Origin of the sequence: Devosia sp. LjRoot3, from assembly GCF_964252865.1 — a bacterium.
Lineage (GTDB): Bacteria > Pseudomonadota > Alphaproteobacteria > Rhizobiales > Devosiaceae > Devosia.
The window spans coordinates 69,392-95,817 of the sequence record NZ_CAXUPK020000002.1 but is presented as its reverse complement, the minus strand read 5'-3'; the positions used below and the strand labels follow the sequence as shown (position 1 = coordinate 95,817).

The window sequence follows — 26,426 nt, the reverse complement described above, 5'->3', positions numbered from 1 at the left end:
ACCAATGACCGACCAGTCCAGCACAGTTTCCCCCGCCATGTCCGGCCGTCGCACGGCCATCATCGGCGGCCTCATGGTCGCCACCGGCCCCCTGAGCCTCACGCTCTACGCCCCGGCCCTGCCCTCCCTCGTCACCGATCTCGGCACCACCGATGCCGGCGGCAAGCTGACCCTCACCGTCTATTTCGCCGCCTTCGCCCTCGCCCAGCTCATCTGCGGCCCGCTCTCCGATCGTTTTGGGCGCCGCGCCATCGGCATCGCCTTCTTCGCCATCTACGTCCTCGGCGGTCTTGTCGCCACCTTCGCCCCGAGCCTCGAAGTCCTGCTCCTTGGCCGCGTGCTGCAAGGCTTTGGCGTCTCCGCCGGCGTCGCCCTGTCGCGCGCCATGGTGCGCGATCTCTTTGTCGGCCGCGAAGCCATCGGCATCCTTACTCTCATCAACCTCGTGCTGACCGTCGCGCCCGCCGTCGCCCCGACCCTCGGCAGCGTCATCATGCTCGTCGGCACCTGGCACATCATGTTCGTGATCATGGCCGGTTTCGGCCTCGCCATCATCGCCCTGCTCGGCTTTTCCGCCCGCGAAACCCTGCCCGAAGACCGACGCGTCCCCCTAAAACCGTCCACCATCATCGGCAACTACGGCCGCCTGCTGCGCGCCCCAGCCTTCCTCCTGCCCGCCGGCACCCTCGCCGCCGCCTTCGGTGGCTTTTACGCCTCGGCCGCCCTGCTGCCCTTCGTGCTCATCGACCAGATCGGCCTGACGCCCTTCCAGTTCGCCATGGCCATGCTGATCCAGACCGGCTCCTTCATTACCGGCAACCTCATTGCCGCGCGCCTCTCAAAGCATCTCGATGGCTGGCAACTGGTCGCCATCGGCCTCGTGCTGATCGCCCTCGCCGGCCTCGGCTACGCCGTGGGTCCGCGCCTCTGGCCCAATGAGGTCCTGGCCGTAATGATCCCGGTCGGATTCTGGATGCTCTCGCTCGCCTGCCTCAGCCCCAGCGCCACCGCCGCCGCCATGTCCGGCTTCGGCGAAATCGCCGGCTCTGCCGGCGCGCTGACCGGCTTCTTCCAGATGGGCGGCGGTTTTCTGGCATCCCTCGCCGGCACGCTTCTCTTCCCCGAAGCCCGCACGGCCCTCGTCACGCTCATGCCCGGCCTCGCAGCCCTCGCGATCGCTCTCGCGCTGACCGACCTCTGGCGCCTGCGCCGGGCCTAGAGCCAGCGCCCATCGCCCCCTCCATCGTCATTGCCGGGCTTGTCCCGGCAATCCATCTCGCCTCCGCTGGGGACCACCGGTGACAAGTCCCGTGGTGACGATCGTGGGGAAATACAAAACCCCAAAACAAAACGCCGCCCCGAAGGACGGCGTTTTCAAATTTCTTGACGCTTCGCGCTGACTAGCTGCGCGGCGCTGGAGCGGCGATCAAGCCTTCGCGCTGTGCGCGCTTGCGAGCCAGCTTGCGGGCGCGACGAACGGCCTCGGCCTTCTGGCGAGCCTTCTTCTCAGAGGGCTTTTCGTAGTAGTTGCGCAGCTTCATTTCGCGGAAGACGCCTTCGCGCTGCAGCTTCTTCTTCAGGGCGCGCAGCGCCTGGTCTACATTGTTATCGCGAACGACTACTTGCAAAGGTCAACTGCCCCTTCAAAGCTTTGGCAAATTGTTTTGGATAGGAGCGAAACAGCCATAACAACCACTTCGCCGACCAGCCGAGCCGGTCACCGTGGCGCGCTATATAGCTCGCCTCTTGGGACTTGTCCACATGCGAGTCAGGAAATTCGGCGTATTGCCTGAATTTCCGAAGCGGTCTACCGCTTCTTTACTGCTCTCAAGAGGTTGGACCCGTGCTCACCCCCATCGTCCTCCTGCCTGGCCTGCTTTGCGATGCCCGCCTCTGGCGCGACGTAGTCCTGCCCCTGCGCGACACTATCGCGCCCATGGTCGCCGACCTCACGCTCGATGAATCCGTCGCCGCCATGGCAAGCCGCACTCTCGCGGCAGCGCCGCCCAAATTTGCCCTGGCCGGCCTTTCCATGGGCGGCTATGTCGCGCTCGAAATCATGCGCCAGGCGCCCGACCGCGTCACCCACCTTGCCCTTCTCGACACCTCCGCCCGACCAGACAGCGACGAGCGCCGCGAGGCCCGGCGCAAGGGCATCGAGAACGTCAAACTCGGAAAATTCATCGGCGTCTCGCGCAGCCTGCTGCCGAGCCTCGTCGCCAAGCGCAATCTCAACACGCCGCTCGCCGAGGAAGTGCAGGCCATGGCCGAACGCCTCGGCCAGGACGCCTATATCCGCCAGCAGCAAGCCATTTTGGGCCGTCCCGATTCCCGCCCCGACCTCGCCGGCATCAAGGTGCCAACCCTGATCGGCGTCGGCACTGAGGACGTCCTCACGCCCATGGAGCTGGCCGAGGAAATGGCCGCAACCGTCCCCCATGCCGACATCGTCCGCTTCGCCAAAAGCGCCCACCTGCCGACCATGGAAAACCCCAAAGCCGTCGCCGACGCTTTTGGGAACTGGCTCGCCCGCTAGTTAGTCAGGCCGCGTGATCCGGTTAATGTGCCCCATCTTCCGCCCCGGCCGCGCTTCCGCCTTGCCGTAAAGATGCGGCTGGGTATCGCCGTCGATGCCGTCAGGCACCACGTCCACTTCGTCACCGACAAGATTCTGCATCACCACATCGGCATAGCGCCGCGGGTCGCCCAGCGGCCAGCCGGCCACCGCCCGCATGTGCTGCTCGAACTGGTCGGTAAGGCACACAGCCTCCGTCCAGTGCCCCGAATTGTGCACGCGCGGCGCGATCTCGTTGACCACCAGACTTGGCCGCTCTCCACCGAGCACGAAGAATTCCACGCCAAGAACCCCGACATAGTCGAGCGCCACGACAATCACCTTGGCGAGCATTGCAGCTTGCTTGGCAAGGCCCGGCGCAACATCGGCCGGCACGGTCGAAGTGTAGAGAATATGGTGTCTATGCACATTCTCGGCCGGATCGAACGCCCGCACCGAACCATCGGCCCCGCGCGCCACGACCACCGAAATTTCCTTCTCGAAGGGCACGAACCCTTCCAGCACCAGCGGATGCGGTTTCAGCTCGGCAAACGCCGCCTCGGCATCGCCCGGTTCGCGCAGCACCCGCTGCCCCTTGCCGTCATAGCCAAGCCGCGTCGTCTTCAGCACCGCCGGCAGTCCCAGCTCCGCCACCGCCGCCTTCAAATCATCGAGCGAATGCACCGCCCGATAGGGGGCCACTGGAATATTCTTCGAGGCCAAGAATCCCTTTTCGGCCAACCGGTCCTGCGAGATCGCCAGTGCATTGGCGCCCGGCCGCAGCGGCTTCAGGGCGCCCAAGATTTCCGCGGTCGCCGCCGGCACATTCTCGAATTCATAGGTGATGACATCGACCTCAGCCGCAAATTCACGCAGCGCCGCCTCGTCATCATATGCCGCCACCGTCTTGAACGGCGTCACATCAAATGCCGGGCTCTGCGGGTCCGGGCAATAGATATGGCTCTTCAATCCCAGCTTGGCGCCGGCCAAAGCCAGCATGCGGCCAAGCTGCCCGCCCCCCAGAATACCGATGGTGGAACCAGGACGCAGCGAGACGGATGAATCGGACAAGGCTCTACTCGGTATCGGAAGGAAATTGCGGGACGGAGGCTGTCTGCCGCGCGCGATGCGCATCGAGCCGGTCGGCCAGTTCATCATCGTTGAGGGCAAGGACGGCAGCCGCCAGCAGCGCCGCATTGATTGCGCCCGGCTCGCCAATGGCCAGCGTCCCCACGGGCACGCCGCCCGGCATCTGCACGATGGAATAAAGACTATCCATGCCGCTCAGCGCCTTCGAGCGCACCGGCACGCCGAACACCGGCAGCGGCGTCAACGCCGCGATCATGCCCGGCAGGTGCGCGGCGCCCCCGGCCCCGGCAATGATGATCTTAAAACCCTCGGCCTTGGCGTTCATGGCGAAATCGACCATCCGCTCGGGCGTACGATGCGCCGAGACGATCCGCGCCTCATATTCCACTTCGAGATTTTCGAGGGTTTCGGCGGCCAGCCGCATGGTGGGCCAGTCCGATTGGCTGCCCATGACAATGGCAACAGGTGGCTTGAGCATGGCGAGTTCTCCCCCTGCCGCTCCGCAAAGCGCGCATCTAGCCTAAAATGCGGCAGCGCTCAAGGCGTGAGCCGCCAAAAGCGTCAGGCGATAATGTCGGGAAGCAGGAAGCTTTCAAGCTGCACGATGCGATCTTTCAGCGCCAGCTTGCGCTTCTTGAGCCGCTGCACCAGCATCCGGTCGGCAAATTGCGATTGCGTCAAGGTATGGATGGCGGCATCGAGATCCGCATGTTCCTGGCGCTTTGTCGCCAGCTCCAGCCCAAACTGGGCTTCCTGTTCCTTGTCGAGCTGCAACATCCACGAAACCGGCTAGTCGTGCATCAAGTCACACTTGGTTAACGCATCGCATCACGATTTGCATCTCAATTCGATCACCCCCTTTTGAGGCGGTCGACAAAGCGTGAAAGATTTGTGACTATGCCTTCGTCCACGATGTCGAAGGAGTTGTCTATGACCACTGAAGGCCACATCGCAGCGCTGGAAAGGCGCCACCAGGAACTGGACCGGCAGATTCAGGCAGAGATGCAGAATCGCCAATATGATGACCTGATGGTCTCAACGCTGAAACGCAAAAAGCTGGAAGTAAAAGACGAAATCACCCGCTACAATGTGATGGAGCGGAACTAGTCTGGTTGGACGACCAAAGGTTCTGAACTCAGGGGGTCACGGAATTTTCCGCGGCCCTTTTTATTTGCCCTGCCGTGCGCGGCAACGTAGACCAATTCATTAGGATTAACACCCTCTTAAGTCCCTTTCCTCATTCTCTCCCAAAACGGCACACCCGATTCGTGCCGAGCAACGAATTGAACTTGGGATAGGTATGACGCGCGTTCTTGTGGTCGACGACGATCCGGTGCAGCTGCGCCTGACGGCTGAAATTGCTAACCGTGCCGGCTTCAAGCCGCTGACCGCCACCGGCGGCGAACAGGCGCTCGCCATTCTGCGCGACGACCGCCAGATCGGCGCCATGATCCTCGATCTTGTCATGCCCGATCTCGACGGCATGGGCGTGATGGCCGCCATGCGCGCCGAGGGCCTGACGACCCCCGTCATCATCCAGACGGCCAACTCTTCGCTCGAGACGGTCATCTCCGCCATGCGCCAGGGCGCGGCCGACTATTTCGTCAAGCCCGTCTCGCCGGAACGCCTCGTCGTCTCGCTGCGCAATGCCCTCAAACTCGACACGCTCGAAGCCGCCATCCGCTCCGAACACGCCCGCCGCTCCGGCACGTTTTCGCCATCGGACATGATCGCCAGCGCTCCGGCCATGGCTCGCGTGCTCTCGCTCTCTGCAAAGGCGGCCAAAAGCCCGATCCCCGTCCTCATCGAGGGCGAAACCGGCGTCGGCAAGGAACTGGTCGCCCGCATCATCCAGGGCGGTTCGGACCGCGCCGGCAAACCCTTCATCACCGTCAACTGCGGCGCCATCCCGCCCAATCTCGTCGAATCCGTCCTCTTCGGCCACAAGAAGGGTGCCTTCACCGGCGCCATTGCGGATCAGCCGGGCAAATTCGCCGAGGCTCACAATGGCACCCTCTTCCTCGACGAAGTCGGCGAGCTGCCCCTCGAAACGCAGGTGAAACTCCTGCGCGCCCTCCAGGAAGGCGAGATAGAACCGGTCGGCGCTACTCGCCCCGAAAAGGTCAATGTCCGCCTGATCTCGGCCACCAACCGGCGCCTCCTCAATCTCGCCAAGTCAGGCGAATTCCGCGAAGACCTGTTCTATCGCCTCAACGTCTTCCCCATTTACGTGCCGCCCCTGCGCGAGCGCCTTGAAGATCTGACCGCCCTTACGTCCCACTTCATCGCCCGCTTCGCCGCCGAAGCCGGCAAGCGCGTCCTGGGCCTCACGCCCACGGCGCTCGACCTGCTCGCGTCCTACGACTGGCCGGGCAATGTCCGCCAGCTCGAAAACGCCTGCTATCGTGCCGTGGTGCTGGCCGACGCGGCTTTCCTCGAAGTCGAGGATTTCCCGCAAATCCTCGCCCAGGCCGCTGGCCGCGAAGAGGCCGTCCGCGCCACCGAACAGGCCGCGGTTCTTGCCGCACCGATCCACATCGACAGCGCCCCCGCGCGCCTCCGCGCCGAACCCGCGCCCCAAACTATGCAGGATCGTTTCCTCAATGCCTCGGGCGACCTGCAGGCCCTCTCCGATATCGAGCGCGAAGCCATTGCCTTTGCCATCGACTATCACGGCGGCCGCATGTCCCGCGTCGCCCGCGCCCTCGGCATCGGCCGCTCGACGCTCTACCGAAAACTTCACGAATACGGCATGGCCGAAGGCCTCATCAACGACGCCGCCTGACGCTTTTGCCTTTTGGCATAGCCGATGTGCCCGCGCGACGCTTGCGCCGCGCGGAGGACAATGCTTTAGGGGCGGCTCGTCTCAATTGAGCGGGCAGCCTGACCAGACGCCCCACCCTCGATTGTCACACCGGCGAAGGTCGGGATGACAAACGTTGCAGTGGCAGCGGCACGGATGCCCGCGTGTCTGAAAGCCCAAAAAATGATCCGCCTCGAAAGCATCGGCAAGCAAAACGGCAAGCAGATTGTCTTCATCGAGGCATCGGCAACCCTGCTCAAGGGCGAAAAGATCGGCCTCGTCGGTCCCAATGGCGCCGGCAAGACCACGCTTTTCCGCATGATCACCGGCGAGGAACAGCCTGACGAAGGCCAGGTCTCGGTCGAGCGCGGCACCACCATTGGCTATTTCAGCCAGGATGTCGGCGAAATGTCCGGCCGTAGCGCGGTCACCGAAGTCATGGATGGCGCCGGCCCCGTCAGCGCCATCGTCGTCGAAATGCGCGCCCTCGAAGCCGACATGGGCAATCCCGACAAGGCCGATGAGATGGACGCCATCATCGAGCGCTATGGGGAAATCCAGCACCAGTTCGAAGAACTCGACGGCTATTCCCTCGATGGCCGCGCCCGCGAAGTGCTTGATGGTCTCGGCTTCTCCCAGGAAATGATGGACGGCGATGTCGGCGCGCTTTCGGGCGGCTGGAAGATGCGCGTGGCCCTGGCCAAAATCCTCCTCATGCGTCCTGACGCGCTCCTCCTCGACGAACCCTCCAACCACCTCGATCTCGAAAGCCTGATCTGGCTCGAGGCCTTCTTGCAGAACTATCAGGGCGCCCTGTTCATGACCTCGCACGACCGCGAATTCATGAACCGCATCTGCACCAAGATCGTCGAAATCGACGCCGGCTCGCTCACCACCTATTCCGGCAATTACGAATTTTATCAGCAGCAGCGCGCCATCGCCGAAAAGAACCAGCAGGCCCAGTTCGAGCGCCAGCAAGCCATGCTCGCCAAGGAGCTCGACTTCATCGCCCGCTTCAAGGCCCGCGCTTCCCACGCCGCCCAGGTCCAGAGCCGCGTCAAGAAGATCGAAAAGATCGACCGCGTCGAACCGCCCAAGCGCCGCCAGACCGTCGAGTTCGAATTCCGCCCCGCCCCCCGCTCGGGCGAAGACGTGGCCCTACTTAAAGGTGTCTCCAAGAGCTACGGCTCCCGCTCCATTTATGACGGCCTCGATTTCCACGTCCGCCGCCGCGAGCGCTGGGCCATCATGGGCATCAACGGCGCCGGCAAATCGACTCTTTTGAAACTGGTCACCGGCACCACCGAACCCGACCAAGGCACGGTCTCGCGCGGCCCTTCAGTAAAAATGGCCTATTTCGCCCAGCACGCCATGGATGTGCTCGATGGCGACCTGACCGTCTTCCAGCAGCTCGAATATTCCTTCCCGCAGGCGGGCCAAGCCCCGCTCCGCGCCCTTGCCGGTTGCTTTGGCTTCTCCGGCGATGAAATCGAAAAAAAGTGCCGCGTCCTCTCGGGCGGCGAAAAGGCCCGTCTGGTCATGGCCATGATGCTCTTCGATCCCCCGAACTTTTTGGTCCTCGACGAGCCGACCAACCACCTCGACATCGCCACCAAGGAAATGCTGATCACGGCGCTGAGCCAATATGAAGGCACCATGCTCTTCGTCAGCCACGACCGCCACTTTCTCGCCGCGCTCTCCAACCGCGTGCTCGAGCTGACCCCCGAAGGCGTCCACGCCTATGGCGGCGGCTACACCGAATACGTCGCCTCCACCGGCCGCGAGGCCCCGGGCCTGCATAGCTGAGCTAACACCCCTTTGCGCCACCCACCGGGCGGCGTCTCCAGTGCCATATCAGCCATCGTCACCACCGGGCTTGTCCCGGTGGTCCACGCCATCCGCAGGATGGCAGGCCTCCCCGAGATGGATTGCCGGGACAAGCCCGGCAATGACGACGAATTGAAAAAGCCGGAAAGCCTTGGACTCCCTAACGCCACCTTTCACAAATCGATAAAACCCGGTGCGTTAACCTTATTCCTTACCCGATCATTAAGACCTTGAGACGATTTTGGGCCTCATGTTTAGGCGCATATCGACGAGGCCAAAAATGAAGCGTTCCGCCATTGTGATTTCTGCTCTCCTGACGCTGACGGCGTCGGCAGGAGCCGCCGATCTGGGCTGGAACAGCGCCCCGGCCACTTCCCCCATGTATTCGTCCACCTCGGTAGTCGACTGGAACGGCTTCTATGCCGGCGTCAACGGCGGCTATACCTGGGGTACGACGACGGTGAACCCAGCCATCGTCAACACCAACAATAACAGCTCGGGCTGGACCGCTGGTGCCCAAGCCGGTTTCAATGCCGATATGGGCGGCCTCGTGATCGGCGCCGAAGGCGACCTGCAATGGGCCAACCTCGCCTATAGCGAGCCCAACAACCCGGCCCCGGGCACCTTTGAAGCCAAGCTCGACATGTTCGGCACCGTCCGTGCCCGCGCCGGCGGCACTTTCGGCCAGGTCATGCCCTATGTGACCCTCGGCGCCGCCTTCGGTCGCGGCACCGCACAGATCGTCAATGGCGGCGTCACCACCTCGCAGTCGGCCACCCATTTCGGCTGGACCGCCGGTCTCGGTATCGAAGCCAAGGCCACCGATAATATCTCGGTCAAGGCCGAATACCTCTATGTCGACCTCGGCAGCCAGAACTATAATGGCCCCGGCATCGGCCGCGACATCGGCCACAAGTTCAGCGTCATCCGCGCCGGCGTGAACTACAGCTTCTAAGGTTTTGGCCGCAAGGCCACCTTCTCAAAGCAAGAGGCCCCGTTCCACATCGGACGGGGCCTTTTGCTTATCCGCACTGGCGCAGCACTTTGCCGATAGCCGCATTCGACCCCCGGGCGCCAAATTCGTGCCCGTCGAAAACTTCCAGTCCGCCCTGCGCCTTGTGCCGCACGAACCCGACGCGGATCAGGTCGGCGGCGCCTTGCGCGATCGCGGCCCATTGCCGGGCGACCGGCCCACGAACCAGGATCGAGCTGCCATCGCTGTGGATGAGTGGAAAATCCTGCGCGAAAATTGTGCCGCCCGTTGCGGCAAGGCTGCCGGATGCCGTTCCGCTGGCATTGATCGCGAGGCTCAGGGTCGCCGCCCCGGCCACTTCCTTGCTCGGCTTGCGCACCCAATAGGCCATGGCGAGGTCTCCGCCGCGGCAGGCGAACTGGAATTGCGCATCGCCATTGTCGAAATAGGCAATGGGCACATTGCCGCCTTCATATTTCCAGTCCGCGGCGAAGCTGGGCGTTGCCAACAACAGGCACAGCGCAATGGAAAAGGGTCTCAGCATCGCGCTTTCGGCCTCGCCTCAAGAAAACGTCACGCAGCTTTCGCTGCTCCGCCACCTTGAGGCGCGCTGGTAAACGCGTCCCTAACTCGTCCCTATGCCCTGGGCCCCATGCCCGCAAAAGCCGCCTCGTCGCAGAACACGGTCACGTGAGCATGCTGCTGCAAGGCAGAAGCCGGACAGTCCACATCCATCGGCGCCAGAAAGGCCCGCGCCAAAGCCTCGGCCTTGGCTGCCCCCGTCGCCACCAGCACGACGGCGTGCGCATCAAGGATCGTACCAATCCCCATGGTGATCGCTTCAGGCGGCGGCAGTTCGCCGGGCGGAAAATCGCTGGTATTGGCAGCAATCGTCGATGGCGTCAGTCGCGCCACCTGGGTGCGGCCATCAAAGGCCGAACCGGGTTCATTGAAGCCAATATGCCCATTGCGGCCGATGCCGAGCAGTTGCACATCCACGCCCCCGCGCGCGGCAATCGCCGCCTCATAGGCGCGGCAAGCCGCTTCCGCATCGTCACCGGCCTCGGGCAGCAAGGCCCGATCCGCCGGCAAATCGACATGGCGGAAGAAATGCTCTTCCATATAGCGCCGGAACGAGGCCGGATGGCCCACGGGCAGCCCGACATATTCATCGAGATTAAAACTCGACGCCTCGGCAAAGGAGAGGCCGGTCTCCTCGCCCACCCGCACCAGTGCCTCATAAATCGACACAAAAGTCTTGCCGGTGGCAAGGCCAAGCACCGTTTGCGGGCGCGCCCGAACCACCTCCGCGATATGGGACGCAACCGCCTGGGCAACGAGCTCCGGCGACGAAAAAACCTGAAACTGAGCTTTGGTCATGGGTCTCTATGTAGAAAAGATCAGCTCGCGCTGCGAATGCTGCCGGTACCGCCCGAAGCTTGCACCGAGCGGGTGCCAGCCTCGATAGCGGCCGTCAAGGCCGAGCGATTATCCGCACCATCGAGCCAGGCATGGATGAAACCGGCATTGAAGGCATCGCCCGCCCCGGTCGTATCCACCACCTCGACCCGCGCGCTCGGCAGGTCGATGATCTCGTCGCCCGCTGCCAGAATAGCGCCCTCGCCACCCCGCTTCAGAGCCACGACGGGAAAATGCCGTTGCAGCACCGCCAACGCGGCGCCCGGATCGGTCTTGCCGGTCAGCGCCTCGGCCTCTTCCATATTGGGCAGGAAGACGTCGGTCCCCGTCGTCCGTTCGAAAAACAGCGGATCCCGGATAAGATCCGCGTCCCAGCTCGGATCGAGCGACACTGTCAGCCCATGGCTTTTGGCCTTGGCAATGGCATCGGGCATTTCGTGCAGCGTCGCATATTCGGCGATATGCAGATGCGCGACTTCAGGCGAAGCCAGTGCCGCCTCGAACCCGGCCGGCCGCGCATGGCCAGCCCGGCGCGACAGGAAGGCGCGATCCCCATCATGCACCATGACCACGGTCAGCTGCGGCCCCGCCGTCTCGTGCCGATCGAGAAACTGCAGGTCGAGCCCCAGTTCATCGATCTGCTCGGACAGTGCCGAAGACAGCGCATCGGTACCAAACCGCGCCAGGAGCGCTGAGTGGCGGCCGAGCGCGGCCAGATGCGCAGCGGTAATGAGCGCGCCGCCGCCCGGCGTCAGGGCGAATTCGCGGGCAAAAAGCTCGCGCCCCAATTGGGGCATGCCGTCGAGCCCGCGAAACACCATGTCGCAATAGATGCGGCCGAGATTGAGCACAGCCCCGGCGCGTGGAATAGAAGATGTCATGCGCGGCCCAGAGCCTTTTCGCTGACGGCATCGAAGAGGTAAAGCGAGCCGGCCCCGGCATGCACCGACACCGTGCTGCCGATGGCCGGAACGACGCGACCAGGCGCCGTGGCAATGACCTGCGCCTTGCCGACATTGAGATGCACCAGCGTTTCAGAGCCCAGCGGCTCTACCGCCTCGACCGTGCCCGTGGCCGAAAGCCCCGCGCCCGTCGCATCGCCGACCACCAGGTCATGCGGCCGAACGCCGATCAGCGCCTTGCCCTGATGCGCCGGCAAAGCCAGCCCCGAAATCGCCGCACCGTCCACGCTCAGATTGCCGCCAGAAATCGTGCCCTCAACCATGTTCATCGACGGGCTGCCGATAAAGCGCGCGGTAAAGACATCGACCGGGTTTTCGTAGAGATCGGTCGGCGAGCCCACCTGCAGGATATTGCCGTCGCGCATGACGACGATCTTGTCGGCCATGGTCATGGCTTCGACCTGGTCGTGCGTCACATAGACGATCGTGGTGCCAAGCCGGCGATGGAGGCTCTTGATCTCCATGCGCATCTGCGAGCGCAGCTGCGCGTCGAGATTGGAAAGCGGTTCGTCAAAGAGGAAAGCTGCGGGATCGCGCACCATGGCGCGCCCAATGGCAACGCGCTGACGCTGACCACCGGAGAGAGCCGCCGGCCGCCGATCGAGCAGCTTTTCGAGCCCCAGGATCTTGCCGGTTTCCTCGATCCGCTTCTGCTTTTCTGCCTTCGACAGCTTGGACGTATAGAGCCCAAAGCCGATATTCTGGCCCACGGTCATATGCGGATAGATGGCGTAGTTCTGGAACACCATGGCGATATTGCGCTGCTTGGGCTCGCGCTGGTTCACCACTTCGCCGCCGATAAGAAGATTGCCGCCCGAAATATCCTCGAGCCCGGCAATCATGCGCAAGGTGGTGGATTTGCCGCAGCCCGAGGGGCCAACGAACACCACGAACTCACCATCCTCGATGGTGAGATCAATGCCATGCACGGCGCGGGTCTTGCCGTATTCCTTGACCAGTTTCTGCAGTTCGATCTTGGCCATTAGACGGTTCCCTTCAATGCGCCGAAGCGCTCTTTCAGCATGCGCGCGGCATCAGCCTGGCGGCGCAGTATTTTTCCATGATTTTGAGCAAGCCGCTCAGCGTCGTGCCGGTAACCGGCGATGGCAGCGTTGAGCGGTTCGGGCGCCGGCCCGCCAAAGCGAGTACGCACGGCAACGAAATATTCCGGCGAGACGATTTCAGCAAAGCTGGTCTCATCGAGCGACGAAGGACGCCCTGTCGCCTTCTCGAAAGCAGCAGTGAATGGCCCAAAACCGTCAGTGACGAGATCGCCGCCCATAGCGACCACCGCCTTGGCGACGGACGCCGCAATCTCATGCCCTTCACGGAAGGAAAGCCCTTCCCGACGCACAAGCGAGTCAGCCAGCTCCGTAATCGTGATGCAAGAGCGCGAAATATTGTCCCGCACCCGCTTGGGATCGATACGAATCTGCTGCACCAGCGCCGCCAACAGGTCGAGCACGCGATAGGCACTCGCAAAGGCCTGGTAGCCCATGGCCTGCGTTTCGCCCTCGCTGTCGTTCATGTCGGTAAAGGGCGTATTGTGCATCACCGTGAGCATGGAATGCGCCCGCCCTGCCGTCTGGCTCGCGAGATGCCGCAGATGTTCGATCGGCACCGGATTGCGCTTTTGCGGCATGATCGAGGAGATCTGTACGAGGCTATTGGGCACATAGATCTGCCCCACCTCGAAGCTAGTCCAGACCTGAAAGTCCTGGATCGGACGCCCAAGGTGCAGGAACATCAGTTCCACGGCCGAATAGGTCGAGGTGATGTAATCCACCCCGGCTATGCACGAATAGGAGTTCTGCAGCGGCGCCGCAAAGCCCAGCAGCTCCGCCACCCGCGCCCGATCCGTCGGGAAACCCGTGGTGGTGATCGCGGCCGCGCCCATGGGCGAAAGCTCGACGATCCGATAGGCCTCAAACAGCCGCTCGATATCGCGCCCAACGAACTCGACGATGGCCGAGAGGTAGTGCCCAAACGTCGTCGGCTGCGCCGGCTGCCCATGCGTATAGGCAACGATCAGCGTGTCCTTCTCGCGCTCCGCCGCATCGATCAGCGTCGCATGCAGCTTCAGTGCCTTCTCAATAAGAACATTGAGCCGCTCGCGCAGCCCGAGCTTGAAGAGCGTATGGTCGATATCATTGCGCGAGCGCGCCGTATGCAGGCGCCCACCAAGATCGGGCCCAACGCGCTTCTTCAGTTCCTTCTCGATGAGGAAGAAGAAGTCCTCCACCTCACCTGTATAGACAAGCTTCGACGGCTCAATTTCCGCATCGATGCTGTCGAGCGCCACGGCAATATCGCGCGCCTGACCGGCATCCAGAATGCCTGTCTCGGTGAGCATCACCAGATGCGCGCGATCGATGGCCCTAAAGCCTTCGACATGGTGGTCCTTGGCGCCATCGAACAATGGCGCCAGGACAGTTTCCTTATAGACCGGATCGGGAAAGACCGAACTGTCGGAAGAACGGGGATCGGTCATGGCTTAACCCTTGAGACCGGCCAGCATGACGCCACGGACGATGTAGCGCTGCAGAGCGAGGAAGACGAGAAGCGTCGGAATGGTGCCGATGGCGGCGCCCGTCATGATCAGTTCCCACTGAATGGAAGCCTCCGCCGAGAAGCTCGAAATGCCGACAGGCAGCGTATAGAGCTCCTTGGAGGTCGTGACGATCAGCGGCCAGAAGAAGGCCGTCCAGTTGCCGAGGAAGGTGAAGATGGCGAGCGCCGAGATTGCCGGCACCACCATGGGCATGGCGATCTTCCACCAGATGGTGAATTCGTTGAGCCCGTCCACGCGTGCTGCTTCAAGGAAGTCGTTCGGCACGCCCTCAAAGAACTGCTTCATCAGGAAGGTGCCAAAGGCCGTCATCATGCCCGGGAACATGATGCCCCAGTAGGAATTCAGCCAACCGAGCTGGCTCGACATCAGATACCACGGAATGACAAGCATTTCGGTGGGGATCATCAGGGTCGAGAGGATCGCGAGGAAGATGAAGTAGCGGCCCCGGAACTCGAATTTTGCTAGCGTATAGCCCACGAGACTATCGAAGAAGACATTCGACAGCGTCACGGTGAGGGCGATCAGGGTCGAGTTGAAGAACCACTGCATGAAGCGGCCGTCACCGAGCACCTTGATATAGTTGTCGAGCGTCGGCGCAGCCGGGATCAGCCGGAGATCATAGACCTGCCCCGACGTCTTCAGCGAGGTCGAGAACATGAACAGCAGCGGGGTGATCATGATCAGCCCGCCGATCAGCAGCAGGGTCCAGGTAATGATGCGCCCGGGGCGAATATCGCGGCGATTGGCCGCCAGCTCTTTGGTCGAGGCCATGGTCATTTCTTTTCCCTCAGCACATAGAGCTGGAGCAGGGACACGATGAGCAGGATGGTGAAGAGAACCACAGTCTGCGCTGCGGCATAGCCCATCTGGTAGGACGAAAAGGCGGTCTGGTAGATCATGAGCACCAACGGCTTGGTCGCATTGAGCGGCCCGCCCGGATCATTGGTGGTCATGTTGTAGACCTGGTCGAAAATGCGCAGGAAGCCGATGGAAGAGAACACGACGAGGAACACGGTGGTGGGCTTCAGGAGCGGAATGGTGATCTTCCGAAGGATCGCCCATTCCCCGAGCCCGTCAATACGCGCAGCTTCATAGAACGTGCCGGGAATGGCGCGCAGACCCGCCATGAAGATGATGATCTGGAAGCCAAGCCCCGCCCAGATCGCCGGGATCAGGACCGAGAACAGCGCCTGATCGACCGAGCGCAGAAACGGCTGCTGCGCAATGCCGATGGACGACAGAAAGCCATTGATCACCCCGATCGGCACCGGCTGGTAGAACCAGCGCCAGACCCAGCCCATGGCCGCGGCCGTGGTGAGAAACGGCAGGAAATAGAGGGCGCGGATAAAGCCGTGCATGATGCGGACGCGATCGAGATAATAGGCGATCACGAAGGAGACCACGAGGCTCACCGGCGTGCCGATGATCAGGTAGAGGAACGTGTTCTGGAACACTTTCCAGAAGATCGGATCGGCGAACATTTTCTGGTAGTTCGCAAAGCCGATGAACTGGGCCGGCCGCAACAGGTCCCAATTGGTCAAAGACAGCCAGAAAGCCTGGAATGTCGGGTAAAACCGGATGCCGGCGTAAAAGATGATGGGCACGGCGAGAAACGCCCAGGCCCAGATGACCCGCTTGGTGCTGATATTCAGGCGGTCCCAGAAGCGAACCGGGCCTGTCTGTGGAAGTGCGTTCGCCGACGCCATGTTCGCTCCTCATGCTTCGCATATGGCCGGCGGCGATGCTATCGCCGCCGGCCACGTCGAAACTAGTCCTGTGCGGTCCGACAGAAGTGGGCGTCACTTCTTTGCGTCGGAGCCGCGACCAATATGATGATTACTGACGGCCCTGATCGATGATCGCCTGTTCGGCCGCAGCCGCCTGGGCGATCGAGTCTTCGATCGACTGACCTTCGAGCAGCACGCGGTTGACCATGTCGATCGAGGTCTGGCGCTGTGCGGCTTCATCATAGAACTGGGTGGTGTGAGCGTATTCGAGACCCTTGAGGAACGGCCCGCGGATCGGATCCGCCAGGTTCGCTTCGGTCAGGGCCACGTCACGACGTGCCGGCAGTTCGCCGACCGTGCTCAGCCAGATTTCCATCGCTTCGGGCGAAGAGATGTACTGGAGGAACTTCTGCGCAGCGGCGAGTTCTTCACCCGTCGAGGTCGCGCCGATACCATTGGCGAAGTAGCTCGAATAGTTCGAGCGCATTCCATTGGCGTCAGCCGGCAGTTCCACCACGCCCCATTCGAACGGGTTGTCGGCAAAAGCACCGAGACGGAACGTGCCGTCGATGGTCATGGCAGCCATGCCAGCGCGGAACGCGGCCTGGCCTTCATCCATGAAGCCGACGAGGCCGACATTCTTTTCAGTCTGCAGGTCCGTGTAGAACTTCAGCGCCGCAGCGCCGGCAGCGTCGTTGTAAGCAACATTGCCTTCGGCATCATAGGGCACGCCACCGTTCTGGCGGATCAGCACTTCGCGCCACCAGTGGTGATCCTGGCCGGCCATGTCCATGGTGATGCCGGCGGTCGTGATATTGCCGCTGCCATCGCGCTTGGTGGTGGCTTCGGCAGCCGCCAGCAGCTCTTCAAGATTGGTCGGCGGCTCGATGCCGGCTTCGGCAAAGATCGCCTTATTGTAGAACAGGGCCAGCGAACGCACGGCGGTCGGCAGGCCATAATAGCTGTCACCGCGCTTCATCGCCGAAACGATCGGGAAGAAGTCGGATTCGATTTCGGCATGCGGGAACACGGCCGGATCGAGCGGCTGGATCAGGCCACCGTTCACGAACTGGTCGGTCCAGCCGTAGAACAGCTGCACCACGTCCGGACCCTGACCGGCAACCTTGGCGGCGACAACGCGCGTCTGGTAGTCCGCATAGGGGAAAGTGGTCTGCTTGACGGTGATATCCGGGTTCGCGGCTTCGAATTTCTCGATCAGCTGGTCCATGGCCTGGACGCGGCTGTCGAAGACATACTGCCAATATTCGATTTCCACGGCCTGGGCAGCGCCCATTGCGATGAAGCTGATGCCGGCTGCAAGCCCGGCCACATATGCCTTACGCATAAAGTCCCTCCATTGGAGCGTCGACCCTCCGACAGCTCTCTCATGTCAAAAACACGGCCCACGCCGCCTGACAGGTCTCCAACGTCCAATATGTGACAGTGGCTTGTCAATAACATAATCTACTTGCGTTATCTTGTTCCCCGGCTAGTCTCCTCCTCCATTGCCGTGCTAGCCAGACATATGGGGGAGGCGACGAATTGAACGGCCGCAGCAAGAAAGAGCTTCGTCAGCGTGTCGCCATCGGGTCCAACCCCGAGCGCAACCGCGCGCATAACCGGCGCGTGGTGCTCGAGGTCATTCGCTTCCACGAACATCTCGGCCGCACCGAGATCGCCCGCCGCGCCCAGCTCACGCCCCAGGCCGTCGCCAATATCGTCGATGAACTCCTGGAAGAGGGCCTCCTCGTCGAACTCGGGCGCCTCCGCTCCGGCCGCGGCCAACCGCCGATCCAGTTCGCCGTCAACCCCAATGGCCCTCTTACTGCCGGCGTCGAAATCGCCGCCGATCACATGGTCACGGCCCTTCTCGACCTTTCAGGCGGCGTCCGCGCCAAATCCATCCTGCCGCTCGAAGCCACCGGCCCCGATACCGTCCCCGACAAGGTGACCGCCGAAGTCCAGCGCCTTCAAGCCTCGCTCGGCGCCGACCGCAGCAAGCTCCTCGGGATTGGCGTCGTCATGCCCGGCCCCTTCGAAGTCGAAGGCATGAGCTCGGTCGGCCCCGCCACCCTCCCCGGCTGGACCGGCGTTGATGCCGCCGCACTTTTTGCCAAGGCCACTGGCCAGCATGTGGTTGTGGAAAACGACGCCACCGCCGCCGTCGTCGGCGAGCGCCTCTATGGCGCTGGCCGCCAGCTCGGCAGTTTTTGCTATCTCTATTTCGGCGTCGGCCTCGGCCTCGGCGTCATCCAGGAAGGCCGGCCCCTGCGCGGCGCCTTCGGCAATGCCGGCGAAATCGGCCATGTCGGTCTCGTCCCCCGCAAGGGCAAGGTCCATTACGGCCCCGCCGGAGCGCTCGAACGCTTCGTCTCGGTCTTTGCCCTGCGCGAACGCCTCGCCATGGCCGGCATCTATGCCGCCACCGTCGAGGACATCCAAAAGCTCCACGACGAGGCCAATCCGACCCTTGCCGAGTGGATCGAAATGGCCGCCGATTATCTCGCGCCCACCGTCGCCATGCTCGAAAACATTTTCGATCCCGAAACCGTCATCTTCGGCGGCGGCCTCCCCGATTCCGTGCTCGAAGCGGTCATCTCGGCGCTCGATCCGCTTCCCGTTTCCGTCGCCACCCGCCAGAAGCGCACCCTACCCCGCGCCATTCGCGGCCAGACCGGCCAGCTAACGGCCGCCCTCGGCGCCGCCGCCCTGCCGCTCCTCGACACGGTCTCCCCCCATCTCAGCGTCTCCGACCCCGTCGCCTGAGGCGCTTTGCCATGCACGCATTCGCCGGCGCTTTTCTCATCCACGGTGTCATTCCCGCGAAAGCGGGAACCTCTGTTTTAGAACCGGGATTCCCGCTTTCGCGGGAATGACACGGTGAGTGTTGAGAGGCCGAACACGCCCCCTATCAGCACCCACTTCGCCCAACGCCTACACAACTGGACTTGCCATGCTTACCGCCCCCGAACGCCTGCGCCGTCGCGCGGCACAACCACGTCTCGTCACCCTCGCCCGCGCTCTCAGCCGCCTCAAATCCACCGTGACGGTGATGAACACCGGCGCCCATCCCGATGACGAGCACAACGAAATGCTCGCCACGATGCGCCACGAGATGGGCATGCGTATCGTCGTCGCCTGCTCGACCCGCGGCGAAGGCGGCCAGAACACGCTCGGCCCCGAACGCGGCGGCGCCCTTGGCGTCCTGCGCTCGCGCGAAATGGAAGAAGCCGCACGCGCCCTCGATGCCGATGTCGCCTGGCTCGGCCACGGCCCCGACGATCCCGTCCACGATTTCGGCTTCTCCAAATCCGGCCCCGACACGCTCTCGCGCTGGGGCGAAGACCGCACCATTGACCGCCTCGTCCGCGCCTATCGCGAATTCCGCCCGGATGTCGTCATCCCCACCTTCCTCGACGTCCCCGGCCAGCACGGCCACCACCGCGCAATGACCGAGGCTGCCGAACGCGCCCTCGCCCTCGCGGCAGACCCTGCTTACGAAACCGACGGCCTCGCGCCCTGGACCGTCACAAAATTCTGCCTTCCCGCCTGGTCCGGTGGCGGCGACACCTATGACGACGAAGTCCCGCCCCCGCCGGCAAACATCACCATCCGCGCCACCGGCAACGACTTCGCCACCGGCATGCCCTTCTGGCAGCTCGGCGAAGTTTCTCGTGCTTTCCACGCCAGCCAGAACATGGGCCACTGGCGCCATCCCGGCGAAACGCAGTGGCAACTCCACCGCGTCGGCGCCAATGCGCAAAGCGAACTCCTCGACGACCTGCCAAGAACCCTGGTCGACCTCGGCCCCTCGCCTTTTCTCGCCGCCGCCGACGCCGCCTTGGCGCAGGCCATAGCCGCCTTCCCCAATAGCGCGGCCATTCTCCCCGCCCTCAGCATCGCCCGCCGCGCCATCCGCGGCGCACAGCAGGATATCGCTCCCGAACACGCCCACCGGCTCACGCGAAAGCTCGAAGAACTCGACACCGCCACAGCCGTGGCCGCCGGAATCGAAATCTACGCCTCGGTCTCCTCAGCCAGCATCGCCCCCGGCGAAACGGTTGATCTCATCGTTGAGGTCGAACGCGGCACCGCCCAAACTATCCGCGTAACGCCGATCACCTCAGCCACCTTCGCCCCCACCGATTCGGCAGAAATCTCAGGCGACCGCCTGACCATCTCGCTAACCGCCCGCCCCGACGCAAAAATTGACAACGCCTTTCGCCCCGATTGGCAAACCCTCGGCAACAACGGCAACATCTCGCTCCTCATCGAAGCCGAAGTGAACGGCGAACTGATTCGCTTCACCCGCAACACCGAAGAAGACGTCCAGCTCGCCCCCGCCTACACCGTCGCGATCAACCCCGACGCGCTGATTCTCCCTCTGTCGGCCCCGGTGACCAAAACCGTCGCCATCAAAGCCGACATCGCCCTCGATCGCATCGCCATCCCGAGCGCCCCCAGCCTGACCATCGAGCGCCGCGAAAACACCTTCGCCGTCACCTCCGACGTGCTCCTCACCGCCGGCCGCCACAGCCTGCCCCTTCGCGTCGATGGCGCCCCCGCCTATGGCATCACCCCCATCGCCTATCCCCATATCGGCCACACCCGCTTCGCCCGCCCCCTGTCGCTCGACATCCTGGCGTTGAACCTCACGGTCCCCGATACCAGGATCGGCTATATCGGCAGCGGCTCCGACCGCGTCGGCCTCTGGCTCCACCGCATGGGCGTTGATGTCACCGAACTCGACGCCGAAGCCCTTGCCGGCGATCTCTCCGCCTACGACACGATCGTCATCGGCATCTTCGCCTTCGGCCTCCGCCCCGACCTCAAGGCCGCAACCCAAAAACTCCACCTCTGGGTCGAAGCCGGCGGCCACCTCGTCACCCTCTACCATCGCCCCAGCGATGGCTGGACACCCGGCACCGCCCCGCCCCGCCCCATCACCATCGGCAGCCCATCGCTGCGCTGGCGCACCACAAATCCCGCGGCCGAGGTGACATTCCTCGACCCCGACCACCAACTCTTCGCCGGCCCCAACCGCATCACCGCGGAAGACTTCGCCGGCTGGGACAAGGAACGCGGCCTCTATTTCGCCTCCGCCTGGGACAGCGCCTATGTGCCTCTCCTCGCCATGAGCGACGCCGGCGAAAAGCCCCTCACCGGCTCCCTGCTCTCGGCAAAAATCGGCGCCGGCCGCCACACCCACACGAGCCTCGTCCTCCACCACCAGCTCGACAAGCTTGTCCCCGGCGCCTTCCGCCTGATGGCCAACCTCCTGCAGTCCGCCTGACATGCAGACCACACAATCGCGAGCCGGCTTTGCCTGGCTCGCGGGCGACATGGTGTTGGTCACGGTCATGACCGTGTTGGTAAAACTCGGCGGCGCCAGCTATCCCGCCGTGCAGATGGTCTTCATCCGCTCGCTGATCGGCCTCGTCAGCGTCCTCCCCCTCGCCTGGCGCCACCGCCGGGCGCTGCGAGAGACAAAGCGATGGGGTCGCCACGCCTTCCGCGTGCTCTGCAACACGCTCGCCCTCAATGCCAATTTCGCCGCACTCACCGCCCTGCCCCTGGCCCTCGCCAATGCCATCGGTTTTATGCGCCCGCTCGTCGTCCTGGCGCTGGCAACCGTCCTCCTCGGCGAACGCTCCGGCCCCTGGCGCTGGATCGGCGCCACGATCGGCTTTGCCGGCGTCCTCATCATGGTCGCCCCCGGCGAAGTCACTTGGAATGTGGGCATCCTCGCCGCTCTCGGCTCCGTCCTTTTCGGCTCCCTCGCCACCGTCCAGACCCGCGCTCTGGCCAAAGAAAACACCACCGTCCTGATGGTCTTTTACACCGTCGGCCTGACCCTTTTCACCGCCATCCCCGCAGCCTTCTCCTGGCAGCCGGTGGCCTTGACCGACTGGCCCCTCCTCCTCGCCATCGGCGTCCTCGCCCAGATCGGCCAATACTGTTTCCTCCGGGCCTATCAATCGACCCCGGCCAATCTCCTCGCCCCCATCGGCTATCTCTCCATCGTCCTCGCCACAACAGCCGGCTTCCTGGCCTTCGGCGAAGTGCCCGCCCCCACAACGCTCATCGGCACCGCCATCATCATCGGCGCCCTCATCCTGACGACCCGCCTCGACCGCCCAAGGCGGTAATCTCCTCCTCCGGCGCCCCAAGCCTCCCCGCCCTCCCACCATCGTCATTGCCGGGCTTGTCCCGGCAATCCATCTCGCCTCCGCCAGCCATTCTTACGAATGGCTGGGGACCACCGGGACAAGCCCGGTGGTGACGATCGGGTGGAGGTTCGCATTCCAAAAAGCCCCAAAACAAAAAAGACCCCCGGCCGGGCATGGCCGAGGGCTTCGCCGCATCAGGAGGTTGCGGCAACGGCTCGCGTTGGGAGTTCACGCGAGCCGGATGTTTTTGGCCTTAGCGCTTGGCCTTCTGGATCAGGTTGGCCATGATGCGGAAGGCACCTGGCGTCAGCTTGTCGAGCTGGTGATGCAGCACGAGGCTGGTATGGGTGTGCCGTCCTTCGCCGATCTCGGCCGAGAGCAGCGAACCCGTCAGCGGCTCTTCGCCCGCATCGGCCATGGCGAGCAGCGGCACATAGGCCTCGTCCCATTCCGAAGCGAAATAGAGCCCACGCTCCTTGTCCCAATTGTCCCAGTCCTCCTGGGTAATGGCATTGGGGTAGTTGAGCAGCGGGTGGTCGGGCTCGAGCACGTCCACCGCCGACTTGGCATCGGTCACGCGATAGCGGATCGAGGGCGAGCCGATCTGGAGGAAGGCCAGCGGCACCGTCGCCGGATCCCAGCCGTCCGACGGACGGTGGTAGAGCGTCACGAGATGCCCGCCGTTCTTGACCCATTCATGCACGCCCGGCAGCGCCGCGACGAGATCCTGTCGACGACCGAAGGAGAAGATGCCCACGACCAGCGTATCGAGATCGCGATAGGCACCCGCTTCCATATCGGCGGGGCTCAGTTCCTTGAGATCGACGCCGAGGCGCTTGAGCCAGATAGCAACATTGTCATTGCCACCACCGATATAGCCGATCTTGCCCTCTGGAATAACCGCACCAACCGACTGCACCGGCACCGCCACTTCCGTCGGCACCACCGATCGCCCGATATGGGGATAGGTGAAGACGTTAATGGCATAGGCTTCTTTGCCCAGCAGCGTCGGCGCAATGGTGATGCGCTCGGTGCCAAGGTCTGCCGGCGGCGTCAGTTCGAACGTGCCCGCTTCGAGGCCCGTGTCGCCCTTGGCCGCCATCAACCAGCCTTCCGGCAGTTTGAAGTCGAGATCGGCCGTCGTGCCGCCCGAAACCACGGCAGTGAAGGCAACCGGCGAGATCTCGCTTTCGGTGTTGAACACCACTGCATCCGGCTTCAATTCAAGCGAAGCTTCCGGCAGCACGCGCAGCGCGTCTTCGAGGTCCACGTCGAGCACGGCCTTGTGGCCGGCAATCGTCGCCGTCAGACGCACAAAGGCATCGCCATTGCCGCCCAGCGGATCGAATTGTTCGGTCAAGGGATTGGTCAGCGCCGCATCTGCGGCCACGCTCACCTTGACGCCATCCTCAGCCGCTTCGCCGGTAATACCAGCGCGCGCAATCACCTCCACCGAATCCACGGTGATAGTATCAGGCGCATCGACCATTGCCTTGACGATGATGTCCTGGCCCGGATGCAGATCGGTACCGTCGGTATAGGCGCGCACCTGCATGCCCGCCGCCGTTGCGAGCGCGAGGTCAACTTCCTTGATCTTGCGATCAAGGCGATGCGCCACCTGGTCTTCCAACTCGGACGGCAGCGTGGAACGGGCTTCCGCCACGGCCTTGCCAATTTCCACTAGGCGCTTCACCACCTCAACCGGATCGCCATAGTCAGCCAGCGCTTCGTCGATCAGCCCCTGCGCATTGCGCAGCGCGTCGGCGGAAGCGGCCGGCATGCCGTCGAGTTCGGCAATGTGGCCAACGGTGGCAATGAGGCCATCGCGAATGTCGTTCTCGGCCTTGCCGGCTTCGCCATTGGCGGCCCAGGACAGGTTGATCGGCCATTCGGTCTGCGGCTTTGGCTGCCAGCGGCCCATGCCCTGCGTCAGGTGGCAGGAACGCGACCATTCGCCCATCTGCGGGAAAGTGGCGCCCGAAATCGGATCGCGCTCGGGTGCACGCACCACCAGCGTCGTCGGCGGGGGCGGAGTTTCGTCATCGTAGACGCCGCCGCCACCGCCCCATGCCGGCTGATAAATCTTCGGCACGGTCCAGGTCTTCAAGCCGGCCGCGATCTGGTCCGGGAATTCCTCGGCATTGCCGGAGATGCCCGCCACGATAAACGTCGCCACATTCGCCGCACGATGGTGGCCATGCTGCCCGCCAACGTCGAGGAAGCAGTTCATGATCACGTCGGGCTTGTACTGGCGCACGGCCCAGGTCATGCGCTCGATTACACGGTCGCGGCCCCAGCGGTCGATCGTCTGGTTCGGATCCTTGGAGAACCCAAAGTCGTGCATATTGTCGTGGTGGCCTTGGCTACCAAAGGCCAGCGACGCGTCGAGCGAACGCGATGCCTCGGTGATTTCGCGCGTCCGCAGCACGCCCAGCACCGAACCGCGTTCCGGCCCGATGGCATTCTGCCCGCCTTCACCGCGCGTGATGCAATAGAGCACCGGACGAATGCCATAGACATGGCGGAGTGCCGCCAGCATGCCGCTCGGCTCGTCGTCGGGATGCGCGCCGGTGGTCATGAAAGTGACCGTGGAGGTCAGGCGTTCGAGCTGGCGATAGAGTTTTACGATTGCCGGCTCACCCTTCTGCGCCGCAATCAGCTCCAGATCGGAGGCGGGAGCCGCCCAGGCGGGAATCTGCGTGGCAGCCAGCAGCGGCGGCACCGACGCAATGAAAGTTCGACGGGTCAAACGTGGCATAAACTAGGGTCCTCTCCTTGATCTGTCCTCGTCACCGACCCCTCCGGCCGGCCGATATGACAGCTTCAAGACAGGACTATGTGAGCCCGATTAACTTAACTCAAGTGTGTTAATCGAGATTTTTGGAACGAATTTTTGATCAAGCTGCGTGCTTTAGGATGCACTCGCGCCACGGGACGTTCTCCCCAGGCGCCGTACATGGCAACCTTCGGCCTCTTCGCACGGCCGATGCCATGAATCTAAAATTGACCAGCATGAAAGAACAAAGTACCATCATTCAAACTTTGGATGGCAATTTGTTCCTCAAATGACGAACCATTTAGAACACAAAGAATCCTGGATCAGCCGAGCCATTCGCATGCTCGAAGCCGACGCCCAGCGCTCCGCCGATTCCCATCTCATCCCCGTGGCACTGCCCGGCTTTCCCGCCGTGGATTTTTACTTCAAGGACGAGTCCTGCCACCCCACGGGCAGCCTGAAACATCGCCTGGCGCGTTCGCTCATCCTTTACGGTCTCTGCAACGGCGTCATCGGCCCTGATACGGCATTGGTAGAAGCCTCCTCCGGCTCCACCGCCGTCAGCGAGGCCTATTACGCCCGCCTCCTCGGCCTCAAATTCTACGCCGTGCTGCCGCGCACGACCTCCTGCACCAAAATTGAAGCCATCGAGCAATATGGCGGCCAGTGTGTCTTCGTCGACGAACCCTCGGCCATTTACGACGAGGCCAAAAACCTCGCCGCCCGCATCGGCGGCCACTATCTCGACCAGTTCACCTTTGCAGAGCGCGCCACCGACTGGCGCGGCAACAACAACATCGCCGAGTCGATCTTCCGCCAGATGGCCATGGAGCGTCACCCAATCCCCCGCTGGGTAGTGATGAGCCCCGGCACCGGCGGCACCTCAGCCACCATCGGCCGCTACATTCTCTACAAGAGCTTTTCGACCGAGCTCTGCGTGCCCGACCCGGAATTCTCCGCCTTTTACGAAGGCTGGACCCAGACGGACACGGCCTGTCGCTGCAAGCGCGGCAGCCGCATCGAAGGCATCGGCCGCCCCCGCATGGAAGCTTCCTTCGTGCCCAACGTCGTCGACGCCATGCTCAAAATCCCCGACTCCGCCTCGATCGCCGCCACCCGCGTGCTCTCAAAACGCCTCAGCCGCCGCGTCGGCGGCTCCACCGGCACCAATTTCATCGGCCTCCTCTGGGCCGCCTCAGAAATGGCCAAGCACAACGAAGCCGGCTCCATCGTCACCCTGATCTGCGACAGCGGCGAACGCTACGCCCAGACTTATTTTTCCGATGAATGGCTGAGCCAGCAAGGCATCGACATCACCGAAGACATGGCCCGCATCGAGAAGGTCATCGCGACAGGACAGTTCGACCCCGACCTGCTGATCGCCGGGCAGCGCAGGGAACGGGTCTAGCACCACTTCTCCGCCCACCCACAGTGTCATCCCCGCGAAAGCGGGGATCTCTGTTTCAAGCCCGGGATTCCCGCTTTCGCGGGAATGACATCGAGTGATGGGAAAAACTCCACCTCACACTCGATGCAACACCTCCCCCTTGATGG

At 63.1% G+C, this 26,426-nt stretch carries 23 protein-coding genes; 10 read left to right on the top strand and 13 right to left on the bottom strand.

Translation table 11 applies throughout. The features are described 5' to 3' along the window. Positions 1 to 4 precede the first annotated feature (4 nt). Positions 5 to 1,219 (top strand): multidrug effflux MFS transporter, encoded by a 1,215-nt coding sequence (locus ACSQ2A_RS07490; protein ID WP_436071710.1) that lies wholly within the window; start codon positions 5 to 7, stop codon positions 1,217 to 1,219. Between the two features lie 181 nt (positions 1,220 to 1,400). On the opposite strand, the gene rpsU is transcribed toward ACSQ2A_RS07490, so the two are convergent. After that, the gene (rpsU, locus tag ACSQ2A_RS07485; protein WP_035086964.1) at positions 1,401 to 1,628 is read right to left on the bottom strand and encodes a 30S ribosomal protein S21; all 228 of its coding nucleotides are present in this window, start codon (positions 1,626 to 1,628) and stop codon (positions 1,401 to 1,403) included. 215 nt (positions 1,629 to 1,843) lie between these two features. Here rpsU and ACSQ2A_RS07480 point away from each other — a divergent pair, with 215 nt between their 5' ends. Beyond that, positions 1,844 to 2,536 (top strand): alpha/beta fold hydrolase, encoded by a 693-nt coding sequence (locus tag ACSQ2A_RS07480; RefSeq protein WP_436071709.1) that lies wholly within the window; start codon positions 1,844 to 1,846, stop codon positions 2,534 to 2,536. Here ACSQ2A_RS07480 and ACSQ2A_RS07475 read toward each other — a convergent pair whose 3' ends face one another. The 3 genes from ACSQ2A_RS07475 to ACSQ2A_RS07465 form a co-directional block, all read right to left on the bottom strand. Beyond that, entirely contained in the window at positions 2,537 to 3,625 is a 1,089-nt protein-coding gene (locus tag ACSQ2A_RS07475; RefSeq protein ID WP_436071708.1) for a 5-(carboxyamino)imidazole ribonucleotide synthase, read from the bottom strand. It lies immediately after the preceding gene. Positions 3,626 to 3,629: 4 nt separating this feature from the next. Next, entirely contained in the window at positions 3,630 to 4,121 is a 492-nt protein-coding gene (gene purE / locus ACSQ2A_RS07470) for a 5-(carboxyamino)imidazole ribonucleotide mutase (RefSeq protein WP_436071707.1), read from the bottom strand. Between the two features lie 83 nt (positions 4,122 to 4,204). Next, complete coding sequence (locus ACSQ2A_RS07465; protein ID WP_056312046.1) at positions 4,205 to 4,420, bottom strand: YdcH family protein; 216 nt, start codon at positions 4,418 to 4,420, stop codon at positions 4,205 to 4,207. A 153-nt stretch (positions 4,421 to 4,573) separates the two neighbouring features. On the opposite strand from ACSQ2A_RS07465, the gene ACSQ2A_RS07460 reads away from it, so the two are divergent. From ACSQ2A_RS07460 to ACSQ2A_RS07445, 4 genes are all read left to right on the top strand, one after another. Further along, positions 4,574 to 4,750, top strand: coding sequence for a YdcH family protein (locus ACSQ2A_RS07460; protein WP_295414566.1), 177 nt, complete (start codon positions 4,574 to 4,576; stop codon positions 4,748 to 4,750). Between the two features lie 193 nt (positions 4,751 to 4,943). Beyond that, the gene (locus ACSQ2A_RS07455; protein WP_436071706.1) at positions 4,944 to 6,428 is read left to right on the top strand and encodes a sigma 54-interacting transcriptional regulator; all 1,485 of its coding nucleotides are present in this window, start codon (positions 4,944 to 4,946) and stop codon (positions 6,426 to 6,428) included. A gap of 201 nt (positions 6,429 to 6,629) precedes the next feature. After that, positions 6,630 to 8,252, top strand: a complete 1,623-nt coding sequence (locus tag ACSQ2A_RS07450; RefSeq protein ID WP_436071705.1) for an ABC-F family ATP-binding cassette domain-containing protein — start codon at positions 6,630 to 6,632, stop codon at positions 8,250 to 8,252. A gap of 301 nt (positions 8,253 to 8,553) precedes the next feature. Then, positions 8,554 to 9,228, top strand: a complete 675-nt coding sequence (locus ACSQ2A_RS07445) for an outer membrane protein (RefSeq protein WP_295414570.1) — start codon at positions 8,554 to 8,556, stop codon at positions 9,226 to 9,228. 67 nt (positions 9,229 to 9,295) lie between these two features. On the opposite strand, the gene ACSQ2A_RS07440 is transcribed toward ACSQ2A_RS07445, so the two are convergent. The 8 genes from ACSQ2A_RS07440 to ACSQ2A_RS07405 form a co-directional block, all read right to left on the bottom strand. Next, positions 9,296 to 9,790 carry a hypothetical protein gene (locus tag ACSQ2A_RS07440; protein WP_295414572.1) on the bottom strand — a complete coding sequence of 165 codons (495 nt, stop codon included), beginning with the start codon at positions 9,788 to 9,790 and terminating at the stop codon, positions 9,296 to 9,298. Positions 9,791 to 9,882: 92 nt separating this feature from the next. Continuing rightward, a complete protein-coding gene (locus ACSQ2A_RS07435; RefSeq protein WP_436071704.1) occupies positions 9,883 to 10,626 on the bottom strand; it encodes a glucosamine-6-phosphate deaminase in 744 nt (247 codons plus the stop codon). A gap of 20 nt (positions 10,627 to 10,646) precedes the next feature. After that, positions 10,647 to 11,546, bottom strand: coding sequence for a carbohydrate kinase family protein (locus tag ACSQ2A_RS07430; protein WP_436071703.1), 900 nt, complete (start codon positions 11,544 to 11,546; stop codon positions 10,647 to 10,649). Beyond that, entirely contained in the window at positions 11,543 to 12,610 is a 1,068-nt protein-coding gene (locus ACSQ2A_RS07425) for an ABC transporter ATP-binding protein (protein WP_436071702.1), read from the bottom strand. The genes ACSQ2A_RS07430 and ACSQ2A_RS07425 overlap by 4 nt, the downstream gene beginning before the upstream one ends. Then, entirely contained in the window at positions 12,610 to 14,118 is a 1,509-nt protein-coding gene (argH, locus tag ACSQ2A_RS07420; RefSeq protein WP_436071701.1) for an argininosuccinate lyase, read from the bottom strand. Before argH ends, ACSQ2A_RS07425 begins: the two co-directional genes overlap by 1 nt. 3 nt (positions 14,119 to 14,121) lie before the next feature. After that, complete coding sequence (locus ACSQ2A_RS07415; protein WP_295414577.1) at positions 14,122 to 14,970, bottom strand: carbohydrate ABC transporter permease; 849 nt, start codon at positions 14,968 to 14,970, stop codon at positions 14,122 to 14,124. Between the two features lie 2 nt (positions 14,971 to 14,972). Further along, positions 14,973 to 15,905 carry a carbohydrate ABC transporter permease gene (locus ACSQ2A_RS07410; RefSeq protein ID WP_295414578.1) on the bottom strand — a complete coding sequence of 311 codons (933 nt, stop codon included), beginning with the start codon at positions 15,903 to 15,905 and terminating at the stop codon, positions 14,973 to 14,975. 130 nt (positions 15,906 to 16,035) lie between these two features. Next, positions 16,036 to 17,271: an extracellular solute-binding protein gene (locus ACSQ2A_RS07405; protein WP_295414581.1), complete on the bottom strand. Its 1,236-nt coding sequence runs from the start codon at positions 17,269 to 17,271 to the stop codon at positions 16,036 to 16,038. Between the two features lie 197 nt (positions 17,272 to 17,468). Between ACSQ2A_RS07405 and ACSQ2A_RS07400 the strand changes: the two genes are divergently transcribed. From ACSQ2A_RS07400 to ACSQ2A_RS07390, 3 genes are all read left to right on the top strand, one after another. Beyond that, on the top strand, positions 17,469 to 18,692 hold the full coding sequence (locus tag ACSQ2A_RS07400) for an ROK family protein (protein ID WP_295414582.1): 1,224 nt from the start codon (positions 17,469 to 17,471) through the stop codon (positions 18,690 to 18,692). Between the two features lie 187 nt (positions 18,693 to 18,879). Continuing rightward, positions 18,880 to 21,219 (top strand): PIG-L family deacetylase, encoded by a 2,340-nt coding sequence (locus tag ACSQ2A_RS07395; RefSeq protein ID WP_436071700.1) that lies wholly within the window; start codon positions 18,880 to 18,882, stop codon positions 21,217 to 21,219. A gap of 1 nt (position 21,220) precedes the next feature. Next, positions 21,221 to 22,075, top strand: a complete 855-nt coding sequence (locus ACSQ2A_RS07390) for a DMT family transporter (protein ID WP_436071699.1) — start codon at positions 21,221 to 21,223, stop codon at positions 22,073 to 22,075. Positions 22,076 to 22,349: 274 nt separating this feature from the next. Here the strand turns inward: ACSQ2A_RS07390 and ACSQ2A_RS07385 are convergent, their stop codons facing one another. After that, positions 22,350 to 24,854: a PIG-L family deacetylase gene (locus ACSQ2A_RS07385; protein ID WP_436071698.1), complete on the bottom strand. Its 2,505-nt coding sequence runs from the start codon at positions 24,852 to 24,854 to the stop codon at positions 22,350 to 22,352. Between the two features lie 358 nt (positions 24,855 to 25,212). On the opposite strand from ACSQ2A_RS07385, the gene ACSQ2A_RS07380 reads away from it, so the two are divergent. Beyond that, entirely contained in the window at positions 25,213 to 26,280 is a 1,068-nt protein-coding gene (locus ACSQ2A_RS07380) for a PLP-dependent cysteine synthase family protein (RefSeq protein WP_436071697.1), read from the top strand. Positions 26,281 to 26,426: the final 146 nt, after the last annotated feature.

Coding starts and splice junctions, on each gene's coding strand:
- purE (WP_436071707.1), bottom strand. CDS start 4,121: ATGCTCAAGCCACCTGTTGCCATTGTCATGGGCAGCCAATCGGACTGG.
- ACSQ2A_RS07415 (WP_295414577.1), bottom strand. CDS start 14,970: ATGGCCTCGACCAAAGAGCTGGCGGCCAATCGCCGCGATATTCGCCCC.
- argH (WP_436071701.1), bottom strand. CDS start 14,118: ATGACCGATCCCCGTTCTTCCGACAGTTCGGTCTTTCCCGATCCGGTC.
- ACSQ2A_RS07460 (WP_295414566.1), top strand. CDS start 4,574: ATGACCACTGAAGGCCACATCGCAGCGCTGGAAAGGCGCCACCAGGAA.
- ACSQ2A_RS07385 (WP_436071698.1), bottom strand. CDS start 24,854: ATGCCACGTTTGACCCGTCGAACTTTCATTGCGTCGGTGCCGCCGCTG.
- ACSQ2A_RS07450 (WP_436071705.1), top strand. CDS start 6,630: ATGATCCGCCTCGAAAGCATCGGCAAGCAAAACGGCAAGCAGATTGTC.
- ACSQ2A_RS07465 (WP_056312046.1), bottom strand. CDS start 4,420: ATGTTGCAGCTCGACAAGGAACAGGAAGCCCAGTTTGGGCTGGAGCTG.
- ACSQ2A_RS07395 (WP_436071700.1), top strand. CDS start 18,880: ATGCTTACCGCCCCCGAACGCCTGCGCCGTCGCGCGGCACAACCACGT.
- ACSQ2A_RS07435 (WP_436071704.1), bottom strand. CDS start 10,626: ATGACCAAAGCTCAGTTTCAGGTTTTTTCGTCGCCGGAGCTCGTTGCC.
- ACSQ2A_RS07380 (WP_436071697.1), top strand. CDS start 25,213: ATGCTCGAAGCCGACGCCCAGCGCTCCGCCGATTCCCATCTCATCCCC.
- ACSQ2A_RS07455 (WP_436071706.1), top strand. CDS start 4,944: ATGACGCGCGTTCTTGTGGTCGACGACGATCCGGTGCAGCTGCGCCTG.
- ACSQ2A_RS07440 (WP_295414572.1), bottom strand. CDS start 9,790: ATGCTGAGACCCTTTTCCATTGCGCTGTGCCTGTTGTTGGCAACGCCC.
- ACSQ2A_RS07410 (WP_295414578.1), bottom strand. CDS start 15,905: ATGGCGTCGGCGAACGCACTTCCACAGACAGGCCCGGTTCGCTTCTGG.
- ACSQ2A_RS07425 (WP_436071702.1), bottom strand. CDS start 12,610: ATGGCCAAGATCGAACTGCAGAAACTGGTCAAGGAATACGGCAAGACC.
- ACSQ2A_RS07445 (WP_295414570.1), top strand. CDS start 8,554: ATGAAGCGTTCCGCCATTGTGATTTCTGCTCTCCTGACGCTGACGGCG.
- ACSQ2A_RS07390 (WP_436071699.1), top strand. CDS start 21,221: ATGCAGACCACACAATCGCGAGCCGGCTTTGCCTGGCTCGCGGGCGAC.
- ACSQ2A_RS07405 (WP_295414581.1), bottom strand. CDS start 17,271: ATGCGTAAGGCATATGTGGCCGGGCTTGCAGCCGGCATCAGCTTCATC.
- ACSQ2A_RS07430 (WP_436071703.1), bottom strand. CDS start 11,546: ATGACATCTTCTATTCCACGCGCCGGGGCTGTGCTCAATCTCGGCCGC.
- ACSQ2A_RS07490 (WP_436071710.1), top strand. CDS start 5: ATGACCGACCAGTCCAGCACAGTTTCCCCCGCCATGTCCGGCCGTCGC.